Below are 12,767 nucleotides of genomic sequence, written 5' to 3'. Positions count from 1 at the left end.
CACAGGGAGGCCGCCGCAGTCCACCGCAAAGGAGCTTGCCATGGCGGAACGCACCGTTTTCCAGTCCATCCCCAAGAGGCACGTCCTCAGCCTGGGTCCGCATGCGAATGTCTGGGAGGCCGCCTGCGCCATGACGCGGGCCAATTGCGGCAGCATCCTCGTGATGGAGCCGCCCGATCGCCTGCTGGGCATCGTCACCGAGCGCGACCTGATGACGCGGGTGCTGGCCCGCGCACTGGACCCCAAGCAGACCACGCTGCTGCAGATCATGACGCACCAGCCGCGCTGCGTGCCGCCCGAGACCAAGGTCTCGGATGCCGTGCTGATCATGATCGAGCGTGGCTTCCGCCACCTGCCCATCGTGGGGGCCGACCAGAAGATCCTGGGGGTCTTTTCGGTGCGCGATGCCCTGCCGCGCGAGATCGGCACGGCGCTCAGCCAGGCCGAGTTCAACGAACAGGTGAACGACGCCCTGGGCTGAACCTCGGGGCACGCCCTAGCCAGCGTTGCGCCTGGCCCGTGCGCGGGCCAGGGCGGCTTCGATCACCGCCTTCTTGCGCGCGAGTTCCGCGCCCTCGGCGCCATGGGTGAGGGCGGGCAGGTCGGCCAGCTTGGCCTGCGCCTTCTGCTCCATGCGTTCGGCATGCTCCACGGTTTCGCGCTGCTTGCGCGCGGTGCGGGCTTCGTAGCGCTGCAACGCTTCGTCGGCTTGCGCAGCGGACCACGCGTTCCAGCCCGTGCGCTCGCCGCTCGCGTTCTCCAGTGCGATGCAGTCCACGGGACAGACCGGCACGCACAGTTCGCAGCCGGTGCAATAGGGCTCGATGACGGTGTGCATGCGCTTGTTGCCGCCCAGGATGGCGTCGGTGGGGCAGGCGTCGAGGCACAGCGTGCAGCCGATGCACCAGTCCTCGTCGATGACGGCCACCGTGCGCGGGGCTTCCACGCCCAGGTCGGGATCGAGCGGAATGGGCGGCCGGCCGCTGAGTTCGGCCAGCCGCACGATGCCCTGCGCGCCGCCGGGCGGGCACCGGTTGATCGCGGCCTCGCCGGCGGCGATCGCCTCGGCGTAGCCGGCGCAATCGGGGTAGCCGCAGCGCGTGCACTGCGTCTGGGGCAGGGCGGCGTGCAGGCGCGCCGCCTGCGGGTTCACTTGCGGCGGGCGCGCGCCGTGGTCGTGGCTCGCGCCTTGACGGGGGTCTTGCGGGCGGCAGCGACCGCGGTCTTGCGCGTCGTCTTGCGGCCCGCGGCCGCCGGCTCGTTGAACCGGAGGATGAAGTCGCGCACCTGCGGATACACAACTTCGCGCCAGCGGCGGCCGCTGAAGATGCCGTAGTGGCCGGCCCCCTTCACTTCCAGGTGCTTCTGGCGGTCCTTGGGCACGTTGTAGCAAAGCTGGTGCGCCGCTTCGGTCTGGCCGGAGCCGGAGATGTCGTCGAGCTCGCCTTCGATGGTGAAGTGCGCGGTGGTGCGGATGTCCTCGGGCCGCACGCGCTCCAGTTTGCCTTCCGGGTTGCGCACGTCCCAGGTGCCGTTGACGAGGTGGAACTCCTGGAACACGACGCGGATGGTGTCGAGGTAGTAGTCCGCGTCCATGTCGAGCACGGCGTTGTACTCGTCGTAGAACTGGCGGTGCGCCTCGGCGCTGGCGTCGTCGCCCGCAATCAGGTGCTTGAAGTAGTCGTAGTGGCTCGAAAGGTGGCGGTCCGGGTTCATCGCCACGAAGCCCGAGTGCTGCAGGAAGCCGGGGTAGACGCGGCGGCCGGCGCCCGGGAAGCTGGTCGGAACGCGGTAGATCACGTTGTTCTCGAACCAGTCGTGGCTCTTGTTCATCGCCAGGTTGTTCACCGCGGTCGGCGACTTGCGCGCGTCGATCGGGCCGCCCATCATGGTCATGGTCAGCGGGGTCTTCTCGCCGCGGCTGGCCATCAGGGACACGGCGGCCAGCACCGGCACGGTGGGCTGACATACGCTGATCACGTGGCAGTTGCCGTACTCCGCCTGCAGGTGGCGGATGAACTCCTGCACGTAGTTCACGTAGTCGTCGAGCTGGAACGCGCCGCTCTCGAGCGGCACGATGCGCGCGTTGCGCCAGTCGGTGATGTAGACCTTGTGGTCGTGCAGCATGGACCGCACGGTGTCGCGCAGCAGGGTCGCGTAGTGGCCCGAAAGGGGCGCCACGATCAGCACCGCGGGCTGCTCCTTCAGCTTGCGCAGCGTTTCCGGATCGTCGGAGAAGCGCTTGAAGCGACGCAGCTCGCAGAAGGGCTTGTCGATCTCGATGCGTTCGTGGATGGCGACGTCGATGCCGTCGATGTGGACGGTGTTGATCCCGAACTCCGGCTTCTCGTAGTCCTTGCCCAGCCGGTACATCAGGTCGAAGCCGGCGGACATGCGCTGCGCGAACGGATGCTGCCCGAACGGCGAAAGGGGGTTGCTGTACAGCTTGGACGCCGCCTGCGCGAAGTCGGCAAACGGCTCCATGAGGGAGCGGTGAGCCTCGTAGATCTGGTAGAGCATGGGTGTCCTGGATTGTTGCAGTGCAATATACCAGCCGCGCGCCTGCGCCGCATCAGGTAGAACTACGGATGAGCTTACGTCGACTCGGGCGTGTCAGACTCGCGCAAGTCGCCCGCGGTCGCTGGGCAGGATGATGCAACTGAACAGACGCAGATGGATCGCGGCCGCCACGGCGGCGCTCACCGGAGGAACCGTGATGCTGGACGAAGCTGGCGCCGCCGCCGCGGCCGGGCTGGGCGGCCTGGCCCGCAGCCCGCGCATGCCGGTGCTGTTCCTGGGCCATGGCAGCCCGATGAACGCCATCGAGGACAACGAATTCCGCCGTTCCTGGCAGGCCCTGGGGCAGGAGTTCGGCAAGAGCCATCCCCGGCCGCAGCTCATCCTGTGCATTTCCGCGCACTGGCTGACGCGCGGCTGGTACCTGACCGGCATGGCGCAGCCCAAAACGATCCACGACTTCGGCGGATTTCCGCAGGAGCTGTTCGACCAGCAGTACCCCGCGCCGGGATCGCCGGCTGTGGCGAAGCAGATCGCCGCCGGCATCGCGCAACCGCAGGTCGGGCTCGATGCGCAGGAATGGGGCCTGGACCACGGCACGTGGTCGGTGCTCAAGCCCATGTTCCCGAAGGCGGACATTCCCGTGCTGCAGCTGAGCATGGACTACGCACGCCCTCCGGCGGAGCATTTCGCCCTCGGCCAGCAACTGAAAGGGCTGCGCGAGCGCGGCGTGCTGATCGTCGGCAGCGGCAACATCGTGCACAACCTGCGCGCGGTGCAGCGCAATGCCAGTGCGACCCAGGCCTATCCCTGGGCCTTCGAGTTCGATGCCAAGACGGCGGAGTTGCTCGAAAAGGGCGCCCTGGCGGAACTGGCGGACTTCCAGAAGTCGGGGACGCTGGCGCAGATGGCCCATCCCACCCACGACCACTACCTGCCGCTGCTGCACGCGGCGGGCGGCGTGCACCCCGGGGAGAAGCTGCGCTTCTTCAACGACCGCTTCCAGGCGGGATCGATCGCCATGCGTTCGGTGGTGTGGGGCTGAGGCGCGGCTAGATCGCCTGGATGACCGAGGGGCCGATGGCGTGCGGCGTCTCGCCCGCGATGCCGAGCATGGAACGCGCGACGGCTTCCGCCACCTCGATGCCGTCCACGCCGGCCGACATGATCCCGCCCGCGTAGCCCGCTCCCTCGCCGGCCGGATAGAGGCCGCGCACGTTGAGGCTCTGGTACTGACGGTTGCGCGTGATCCGCAAGGGGGACGAGGTGCGTGTTTCGACGCCCGTGAGCACGGCGTCCGCCATCGCGAAGCCCCGGATCTGGCGCTCGAACGCGGGGATGGCCTCGCGGATCGCATCGAGCACGTAGGTGGGCAGGCTCTCTTGTCCCGGCTGCGCCAGGTCGGCCATGCGCACGCCCGGCTTGTACGAGGGCTGCACGCTGCCGAGGGCGCTGCTGCGCTGCTTCTTCACGAAGTCGCCCACCAGCTGGCCGGGGGCGACGTAGCCGCCTTCACCGAGTTCGTAGGCGCGCGACTCCCAGATGCGCTGGAAGCGCATGCCGTCCAGCGGGTTGACCGGCCCTTCGGACAGGCCGTCCTGCCGGTAGTCCTGCGGCGAGATGCCGACCACGATGCCGGCATTGGCGTTGCGCTCGTTGCGCGAGTACTGGCTCATGCCGTTGGTGACCACGCGCCCGGGCTCCGAGGTCGCCGCCACCACCGTGCCGCCCGGGCACATGCAGAAGCTGTAGACGCCGCGGCCGTTGCCGGCGTGGTGGACCAGCTTGTAGTCGGCCGCCCCGAGGATCGGGTTGCCGGCGCTGGCGCCGAAGCGGGCGCGGTCGATCACGCCCTGAGGATGCTCGATCCGGAAACCCACCGAGAAGGGCTTGGCTTCCATGAAGACGCCGCGCTCGTGCAGCATGGCGAAGGTGTCGCGCGCGCTGTGCCCCAGGGCCAGCACCACGTGGTCGCTGCGCAGCTGCTCGCCTGAGGCGAGCGTCACGCCGCGCAGCTGCAGTCCCTCGCCTTCGCGCTCGATGCGCACGTCGGTGACCTGCTGGCCGAAGCGGATCTCGCCCCCCAGCGCGACGATGTCGGCCCGCATCTTCTCCACCATGCTCACCAGGCGGAAGGTGCCGATGTGCGGCTTGCTGACGAACAGGATCTCGTCGGGCGCGCCCGCCTTGACGAATTCGTTGAGCACCTTGCGGGTGAGGTGGCGAGGGTCGCTGATCTGGCTCCAGAGCTTGCCGTCGCTGAAGGTGCCGGCGCCGCCTTCGCCGAACTGCACGTTCGAGTCGGGATCCAGCACGCCGCGGCGCCACAGGCCCCAGGTGTCCTGGGTGCGCTGGCGCACCTCCTTGCCGCGTTCCAGCACGATGGGCCGCAGCCCCATCTGCGCCAGCAGCAGCGCGGCGAAGATGCCGCAGGGGCCGAAGCCGACCACCAGCGGGCGCGGGCGTTCCTGCGCGTGGAAGTCCGCCGGTGCGTGGCCCACGAACCGGTAGCGCGTGTCGGGCGCGGGCTTCACATGCGCATCGCCATACGAGGTCGTCAGCACCGCCGCTTCGTCGCGCACTTCGCAGTCGATCGTGTAGATCAGGACGATCGCCGATTTCTTGCGGGCGTCGTAGGCGCGCCGGAAGACGGTGAACGCCAGCAGGTCCGCGTCCGCGATGCCCAGGCGCGCCGCCACCGCCGGACGCAGGGCGTCCTCGGCATGGTCCAGGGGCAATCGGAGTTCGGTGATTCTCAGCATGGCGGGCGGGGCGGATCCTGAATGCAAATCGCCGCCCGCAGGCGGCGATGGCAGCAAGCTGCGGGGCTTCAGCCGCCCTTGCGGGGACGCTTGCCCGGGTTCTTCTTGCTGCGGGTGTGGGAGCCGCGCTCCAGGCTCACCTTCTGGCCGTGGCCGGTGGTGTTGGTGCGGCCGCTCGGGGCCACGGCCTTGGGAGTGGCCTTGCGGTCTGCTTCGGTGACGATCTTGTTGCCCATGACGGCTCCGTTGAGTTCTGGTTGGAAAAGGGAAGGAACCCGCGATTATCCCTCAGGCAGGGCCGGCCGCGCCGCCAGCCACCGCAGCGCCCCTTCGGCGGCCGCCCGGCCCGTGGCGAGGCAGGCGGTCAGCAGGTAGCCGCCGGTGGGCGCCTCCCAGTCCAGCATCTCGCCCGCGCAGAACACGCCGGGCAGGGCTCGCAGCATGCCGCGCGAATCCAGGGCCTCGAAGCGCACCCCTCCCGCGGTGCTGATCGCCTCATCCAGCGGGCGCGGCCGGGCCAGGGGAATGGGTAGGGCCTTCAGGGCGCGCGCGAGTTCCGCCGGATCGGCCAGCTGTTGCGGCGACAGCAGCTCGTGCAGCAGCGCCATCTTCAGTCCGGCTATGCCGAGCCGGCTCTTCAGGTGCGTGGACAGGCTGCGCGGGCCGCGCGGATGGCGCGTTTCGGCCAGCACCTGGTCGGCGCGGTGCTGCGGCAGCAGGTCGACGATGAGGGTGGCATGGCCTTCGCACGCGATCTGCTCACGCAGGCGTGCGCTCAAGGCGTAGACCAGGCTTCCTTCGATGCCGGTGTCGGTGACGACGAATTCGCCGCGCTGGGCCGTCGCATCGTCCGGCAGCCGGGCCGCGACCGTCTTCAGCGGCTGCCCGGCGAAGCGCTGTCGCAGGTGATCGCTCCAGCCGCTGCGGCCCGGCCCGGTGGGCGCGACATCGAAGCCGCAATTAGAGGGCTTCAGGGCGGCGACGTCGACACCGCGCTGCTGCAGCCACGGCACCCACGCACCATCCGAGCCGAGGCGTGCCCAGCTGGCGCCGCCCAGGGCCAGCAGCGTGGCGTCGGCCGAATGCGTCACACGGCCGGCGGACGTCGCGAAGCTCAGCGCGTCCTCATCCGTCCACCCCGTCCAGCGATGGCGCGTGTGCACCCGCACGCCCGAAGCGCGCAAGCGATGCAGCCAGGCGCGCAGCAGCGGCGCGGCCTTCATGTCGGTGGGAAAGACTCGGCCCGAGGTGCCGACAAAGGTGTCGATGCCGAGGCCCGCCGCCCATGTGCGGACGGCGTCGCCGTCGAAGGCCTCCACCGCGGTGCGCAGGGCCTCGCTGCGTTCGGCGTAACGCGCCAGCAGTTTCGCCGTCGGTTCGGAGTGGGTGAGGTTCAGGCCGCCTCGGCCCGCCAGCAGGAACTTGCGGCCCACCGAGGGCATCGCGTCGAACAGGTCGACTTGCGCGCCGCCCCGCGCCAGGACTTCCGCGGCCATCAGGCCGGCCGGCCCGCCGCCGATCACGGCGACGCGGGCGGCCGGCGGGACGTCCTTACTGGACGACCTTGGCAATGCTCTCCGCCACGTAGTCGATGTTCTTGGTGTTCAGCGCGGCGACGCAGATGCGGCCGCTCTCGATGCCGTAGACACCGAATTCGTCGCGCAGGCGGACCATCTGGTCCTTCGTGAGGCCGGAGTAGCTGAACATCCCCACCTGCTGGGCGATGAAGCTGAAGTCGCGTTGCACGCCCTTGGCCTTGAGCCTGTCCACCAGGGCCCCCCGCATCTGCTTGATGCGCACCCGCATCGCGGCCAGTTCCTTCTCCCACAGCGCGCGCAGTTCCGGGGTGTTGAGGATGGTCGCCGCGACCTGGCCACCGTGGGTGGGAGGGTTGCTGTAGTTCGTGCGGATCACGATCTTCAGCTGCGACAGCACGCGCGCGGCTTCGTCCTTGCTGGCGCACAGCACCGACAGCGCGCCGACGCGCTCGCCGTACAGGCTCAGGCTCTTGGAGAAGGAGGTGGAGACGAAGAAGTCCTCGCCCGAGGCGATGAACTTCTGCACCGCGAGGCCGTCCTCGGCGATGCCCTGGGCGAAGCCCTGGTACGCCATGTCGAGGATGGCGACGAGCTTGCGGGCCTTCACCGCGGCGATGACCTGGTCCCATTGCGCCGGCGTCATGTCGTAGCCGGTGGGGTTGTGGCAGCAGGCGTGCAGCACGACGATGGTGCCGGCGGCGGCGACGTTCAGCGCCGCCAGCATCGCGTCGAAGTGGATGCCGCGCTTGTCCGCGTCGTAATACGGGTAGGTGCCCACCTCGAAGCCGGCATCGCGGAAGATTCCGCGGTGGTTCTCCCAGCTCGGGTCGCTGATCAGCACGGTGGCCTTGGGGTTCAGCTTGTGCAGGAAGTCGGCGCCGATCTTGAGGCCGCCGGTGCCCCCGAGGGCCTGCACCGTGGCCACACGGCCGCTCTTGACCGGCTCGGATTCGGCCCCAAATACCAGGCTCTTGATCGCGGCGTCATAGGCCGCGATGCCATCGATCGGCAGGTAGCCCCGGGCCGCATGGGCCGCCATCATCTTCTCTTCCGCTTTCTGCACGCACTCCAGCAGCGGCAGCTTGCCGTTGTCGTCGTAATAGACCCCCACGCCCAGGTTCACCTTCCTGGGATTGGTGTCGGCGACGAACTGCTCGGTCAGACCCAGGATCGGATCGCGGGGCGCCATTTCGACGGCGTTGAAGAGAGACATGGGGTTCCTTGGATGCGGTGGCAAAGACGCCCGGCCTGTTGTACGCTGGCCGGCTGCCCGCAATTTTAATGGGTCGACCCAGTACATACCCGAATGAGCGCAATACCCGAGACCAAAGCAGGCCAGCAGGAAGAGAAAAAGGGCGAGTTCGTCACGTTCGACGACTCCCCGTTCGAGCTGTTCATGCCTTACCCGCCGGCCGGGGACCAGCCGCAGGCGATCGAGAAGCTGGTGGAAGGTGTCAATGACGGCGAGGTGTTCCAGACCCTGCTGGGCGTGACCGGCTCCGGCAAGACCTTCACCATGGCCAACGTGATCGCCCGCCTGGGCCGGCCGGCCATCGTGTTCGCGCCCAACAAGACGCTGGCGGCGCAGCTCTATAGCGAATTCCGCGAGTTCTTCCCGAAGAACGCCGTCGAGTACTTCGTGAGCTACTACGACTACTACCAGCCGGAGGCGTACGTCCCCCAGCGCGACCTGTTCATCGAGAAGGACAGCTCGATCAACGAGCACATCGAGCAGATGCGGCTGTCGGCGACCAAGAGCGTGCTGGAGCGGCGCGACACGGTGATCGTGGCGACGGTGTCCGCGATCTACGGCATCGGCGCCCCCGAGGACTACACGCAGATGCGCTTCATCGTGCGGGTGGGCGACAAAATCGGCCAGCGCGACGTGATCGGCCAGCTGATCCGCATGCAGTACAACCGCAACGAGCAGGATTTTTCCCGCGGCACGTTCCGTGTCCGCGGCGACACGATCGACATCTTCCCGGCCGAACACTCGGAGCTGGCGATCCGCATCGAGCTGTTCGACGACGAGATCGAGTCGCTGCAGCTGTTCGACCCGCTCACCGGCCGCATCCGGCAGAAGGTGCCGCGCTTCACGGTCTACCCGTCGAGCCACTACGTGACGCCGCGCGAGAAGGTGGTCTCGGCGGTGGAATCGATCAAGCTGGAGCTGAAGGACCGGCTGGACTTCTTCGTCAAGGCGGGCAAGCTGGTCGAGGCCCAGCGCCTGGAGCAGCGCACCCGCTTCGACCTGGAGATGCTCAGCGAGCTGGGCCACTGCAAGGGCATCGAGAACTACACGCGGCACCTGTCCGGCGCCCCGCCAGGAGCGCCGCCCTCGACCCTCACCGACTACCTGCCCAAGGACGCGCTGATGTTCCTGGACGAGAGCCACCAGATGATCGGCCAGCTGAACGGCATGTACGCCGGCGACCGCGCGCGCAAGGAGACGCTGGTGGAGTACGGCTTCCGGCTGCCGTCAGCGATGGACAACCGGCCGCTGAAGTTCGAGGAGTTCGAGACGCGCATGCGCCAGGTGATCTTCGTCTCCGCCACGCCCGCCGACTACGAGAAGACGCATGCCGGCCAGGTGGTGGAACAGCTGGTGCGCCCCACCGGCCTGATCGATCCGGAAGTGGAAGTGCGGCCGGCGACCCACCAGGTCGACGACGTGCTGCAGGAAATCCGCATGCGCGTGGACAAGCACGAGCGCGTGCTGATCACCACGTTAACCAAGCGCATGGCGGAGCAGCTCACCGACTACCTGAGCGACAACGGCGTCAAGGTGCGCTACCTGCACAGCGATATCGACACGGTGGAGCGGGTGGAGATCCTGCGCGACCTGCGGCTCGGCCAGTTCGACGTGCTGGTGGGCATCAACCTGCTGCGCGAGGGCCTGGACATCCCCGAGGTATCGCTGGTGGCCATCCTGGACGCCGACAAGGAGGGTTTCTTGCGTGCCGAGCGCTCGCTCATCCAGACCATCGGCCGTGCCGCGCGCAACCTCAACGGCAAGGCGATCCTGTACGCCGACAGGATGACGGATTCGATGAAGAAGGCCATCGACGAAACCGATCGCCGCCGGGCCCGGCAGGTGGCGCACAACGAGGCGCATGGCATCACGCCGCGCAGCATCCAGAAGCAGATCCGCGACCTCATCGACGGCGTCTACAGCGAGAAGGCGAGCAAGGAACAGGAAAAGCAGGAACTGCAACGCGCAATGGTCGAGGACCTGTCCGAGAAGGACATTTCCAAGCGGATCAAGCAGATGGAAAAGCAGATGCTGGAGCACGCCCGCAACCTGGAATTCGAGAAGGCCGCCCGGGTGCGCGACCAGCTCGCGTTGCTCAAGGAGCAGGCCTTCGGCGCCGTCGTGCACGACAACGTGGTGCCCATCGAAGCCGCCAAGAAGAAGTGAACGACATGGCTGCCATTTCTGCGTCGTGATGCGCAACGTCATCCCGCGCCACTACTCGGTGCTGATGGTCTGCATGGGCAACATCTGCCGCAGTCCAACGGCGGAAGGCGTGTTCCGGCACCTGGTGCGCCAGGCGGGCCTCGACCACCGCATCCACGTCGATTCCGCCGGCACCCACGACTACCACGTGGGCTCGCCGCCCGACGAACGCAGCCGCCGCCATGCCTCCCTGCGGGGCTATGACCTGTCGGACCTGCGTGCGCGGCAGGTGCAGGCGCGTGATTTCGAGCGCTTCGACCTGATCCTTGCCATGGACTGGGAGAACCTCACCTTGCTGGAGCAGGACTGCCCGCCGGAACACCAGCGCAAGCTCAAGCGACTGATGGCATTCGCGCCGCGCGGGCTGGGCGAGGAGGTCGCCGACCCCTACCACGGGGGGCAGCAAGGCTTCGAGACCGTGCTGGATCACGTGGAAGCCGCGTGTGCCGGACTGCTGGCGCACATCCGCGCCGAGCTCCGCGTCTGAGACAATTGGTGCACCGCAGAAAGACCTGAGTACCCGAGCTGGGCGGTGGGTTTTCGGGTATACTTGACGGAAACAGTCAGGAAACCCACTTAAGAGTCCAACACAGCCGGGCGGCGTCGTCCGGTCAGAGGGCCGGCGCCAGCCGGAGCATGGGTGGAGACGGCCTGGGCGGCGGGTGCCGCGGCAGGTAAGGCAAGCAAGCCAGCAACAAGGAGCTAGCGATGCGTCTCACGACCAAAGGCCGCTTTGCGGTCACCGCGATGATCGATTTGGCACTGCGCCAGAACAATGGTCCCGTCACCCTGGCGGCGATCAGCCAGCGCCAGCAGATCTCGCTGTCCTACCTGGAGCAGCTGTTCGGCAAGCTGCGCCGGCACGAACTCGTCGAATCCACCCGGGGCCCGGGCGGCGGCTACACGCTTGGCCGCAAGGCCGCGGAAATCACGGTGGCCGACATCATCGTCTCGGTGGACGAGCCGATCGATGCCACCCAGTGCGGCGGCAAGGAAAACTGCCAGGGCGACGGCGGCCGCTGCATGACGCACGAGCTGTGGTCGCAACTGAACCAGCGCATGGTCGAGTTCCTCGATTCCGTCACGCTGCAAAAGCTGGTGGACGACCAGCTCGCCAAGGGCATGCAGATCGAGGACAAGCCCGCGCCCAAGCGTGCGATCTCCAGCGCCCCGGTGGTCAAGCCCATTCGCGTGAACGCGCCCAACTCCGTGTTCGCGCTCGGCAATTCCCTGGTCAAGCAATAAGACAAGACGGTCAGACAACGATGGACATGACGCCCCATTTCCCGATCTACCTGGACTACGGCGCGACGACGCCCGTCGACCCGCGCGTGGTCGACGCCATGATCCCCTGGTTGCGCGAGCACTTCGGCAACCCGGCCTCCCGGAGCCACGCCTGGGGCTGGGAGGCCGAAGAGGCGGTGGAGAAGGCACGCCAACAGGTCGCCGACCTGGTCGGTGCGGACCCGCGCGAGATCGTCTGGACCTCGGGAGCCACCGAGTCCGACAACCTGGCGCTCAAGGGGGCGGCGCATTTCTACAAGACCAAGGGCAGGCACCTGATCACGGTGAAGACCGAGCACAAGGCCGTGCTGGACACCACGCGGGAGCTGGAGCGCCAGGGCTTCGAGGTCACCTACCTCGACGTGCAGGAAGACGGCATGCTGGACCTGGAGCAGTTCAAGGCGGCGATCCGTCCCGACACGATCCTGGCCTCGGTCATGTACGTGAACAACGAGATCGGCGTGATCCAGGACATCCCCACCCTCGGTGCCATCTGCCGGGAAAAGGGCGTGCTGTTCCACGTCGACGCAGCGCAGGCGACGGGCAAGGTGGACATCGACCTGAAGAAGTTGCCGGTCGACCTGATGAGCCTGGCGTCGCACAAGACCTACGGCCCCAAGGGCATCGGCGCGCTGTACGTGCGCCGCAAGCCGCGCGTGCGGCTGGAGGCGCAGATGCACGGCGGCGGCCACGAGCGCGGCATGCGCTCGGGCACGCTGCCCACCCACCAGATCGTGGGCATGGGCGAAGCCTTCCGGATCGCCAGGGAAGAAATGCAAAAGGACCGGGAACACGCCCGCCGCCTCCAGCAGCGCCTGCTGGAAGGACTGAAGGACGTGGAACAGGTCTTCATCAACGGCAACCTGGAGCACCGGGTGCCGCACAACCTGAACATGAGCTTCAACTTCGTCGAAGGCGAGTCGCTGATCATGGGCATCAAGGGCCTGGCGGTGTCGTCGGGTTCGGCCTGCACCTCGGCCTCGCTGGAGCCCAGCTACGTGCTGCGCGCGCTGGGCCGCAGCGACGAACTGGCGCACAGCAGCCTGCGCATGACCATCGGCCGCTTCACGACCGAGGAAGAGATCGACTATGCGATCGGCACGATCAGGCAGAACGTCGCCAAACTGCGGGAGCTGAGCCCCTTGTGGGAGATGTACCAGGACGGCATCGACATCAGCACCATCCAGTGGACCGCCCACTGAAGAAACG

The 12,767-nt window shown here is 67.6% G+C and carries 12 protein-coding genes; 6 read left to right on the top strand and 6 right to left on the bottom strand.

Going from position 1 to position 12,767, the window contains the following annotated elements:
- The first annotated feature begins 40 nt into the window (after positions 1 to 40).
- Positions 41 to 481 (top strand): CBS domain-containing protein, encoded by a 441-nt coding sequence (locus AC1DSA_RS10985; RefSeq protein WP_477888967.1) that lies wholly within the window; start codon positions 41 to 43, stop codon positions 479 to 481.
- A gap of 15 nt (positions 482 to 496) precedes the next feature.
- Here the strand turns inward: AC1DSA_RS10985 and rsxB are convergent, their stop codons facing one another.
- Both rsxB and AC1DSA_RS10975 read right to left on the bottom strand, forming a co-directional pair.
- Positions 497 to 1,153 carry an electron transport complex subunit RsxB gene (gene rsxB, locus AC1DSA_RS10980; protein ID WP_477888965.1) on the bottom strand — a complete coding sequence of 219 codons (657 nt, stop codon included), beginning with the start codon at positions 1,151 to 1,153 and terminating at the stop codon, positions 497 to 499.
- Positions 1,150 to 2,520 (bottom strand): polyhydroxyalkanoate depolymerase, encoded by a 1,371-nt coding sequence (locus AC1DSA_RS10975; RefSeq protein WP_477888963.1) that lies wholly within the window; start codon positions 2,518 to 2,520, stop codon positions 1,150 to 1,152. Before AC1DSA_RS10975 ends, rsxB begins: the two co-directional genes overlap by 4 nt.
- A gap of 196 nt (positions 2,521 to 2,716) precedes the next feature.
- Between AC1DSA_RS10975 and ygiD the strand changes: the two genes are divergently transcribed.
- Positions 2,717 to 3,562, top strand: coding sequence for a 4,5-DOPA-extradiol-dioxygenase (gene ygiD / locus AC1DSA_RS10970; RefSeq protein WP_477888961.1), 846 nt, complete (start codon positions 2,717 to 2,719; stop codon positions 3,560 to 3,562).
- Between the two features lie 7 nt (positions 3,563 to 3,569).
- On the opposite strand, the gene AC1DSA_RS10965 is transcribed toward ygiD, so the two are convergent.
- The 4 genes from AC1DSA_RS10965 to AC1DSA_RS10950 all read right to left on the bottom strand — a co-directional run bounded on the left by AC1DSA_RS10965 (position 3,570) and on the right by AC1DSA_RS10950 (position 8,030).
- Entirely contained in the window at positions 3,570 to 5,279 is a 1,710-nt protein-coding gene (locus AC1DSA_RS10965; RefSeq protein ID WP_477888959.1) for an NAD(P)/FAD-dependent oxidoreductase, read from the bottom strand.
- Between the two features lie 68 nt (positions 5,280 to 5,347).
- On the bottom strand, positions 5,348 to 5,515 hold the full coding sequence (locus AC1DSA_RS10960) for a hypothetical protein (protein ID WP_477888958.1): 168 nt from the start codon (positions 5,513 to 5,515) through the stop codon (positions 5,348 to 5,350).
- Between the two features lie 45 nt (positions 5,516 to 5,560).
- Complete coding sequence (locus AC1DSA_RS10955) at positions 5,561 to 6,850, bottom strand: TIGR03862 family flavoprotein (RefSeq protein ID WP_477888956.1); 1,290 nt, start codon at positions 6,848 to 6,850, stop codon at positions 5,561 to 5,563.
- Complete coding sequence (locus tag AC1DSA_RS10950) at positions 6,831 to 8,030, bottom strand: amino acid aminotransferase (RefSeq protein ID WP_477888954.1); 1,200 nt, start codon at positions 8,028 to 8,030, stop codon at positions 6,831 to 6,833. Before AC1DSA_RS10950 ends, AC1DSA_RS10955 begins: the two co-directional genes overlap by 20 nt.
- Positions 8,031 to 8,123: 93 nt before the next feature.
- On the opposite strand from AC1DSA_RS10950, the gene uvrB reads away from it, so the two are divergent.
- From uvrB to AC1DSA_RS10930, 4 genes are all read left to right on the top strand, one after another.
- Positions 8,124 to 10,235 carry an excinuclease ABC subunit UvrB gene (uvrB, locus tag AC1DSA_RS10945; protein WP_477888952.1) on the top strand — a complete coding sequence of 704 codons (2,112 nt, stop codon included), beginning with the start codon at positions 8,124 to 8,126 and terminating at the stop codon, positions 10,233 to 10,235.
- A 28-nt stretch (positions 10,236 to 10,263) separates the two neighbouring features.
- Entirely contained in the window at positions 10,264 to 10,761 is a 498-nt protein-coding gene (locus AC1DSA_RS10940) for a low molecular weight protein-tyrosine-phosphatase (RefSeq protein WP_477888950.1), read from the top strand.
- A gap of 221 nt (positions 10,762 to 10,982) precedes the next feature.
- Entirely contained in the window at positions 10,983 to 11,519 is a 537-nt protein-coding gene (iscR, locus tag AC1DSA_RS10935; protein ID WP_477888948.1) for a Fe-S cluster assembly transcriptional regulator IscR, read from the top strand.
- 20 nt (positions 11,520 to 11,539) lie between these two features.
- Positions 11,540 to 12,760: an IscS subfamily cysteine desulfurase gene (locus tag AC1DSA_RS10930; RefSeq protein ID WP_477888946.1), complete on the top strand. Its 1,221-nt coding sequence runs from the start codon at positions 11,540 to 11,542 to the stop codon at positions 12,758 to 12,760.
- The last annotated feature ends 7 nt before the right edge of the window (positions 12,761 to 12,767 follow it).

It is taken from the genome of Ramlibacter sp. P4_H7 (genome assembly GCF_056400765.1).
The sequence above is the reverse complement of the archived record's forward strand: the minus strand, read 5'-3'. Positions and strand labels throughout refer to the sequence as shown.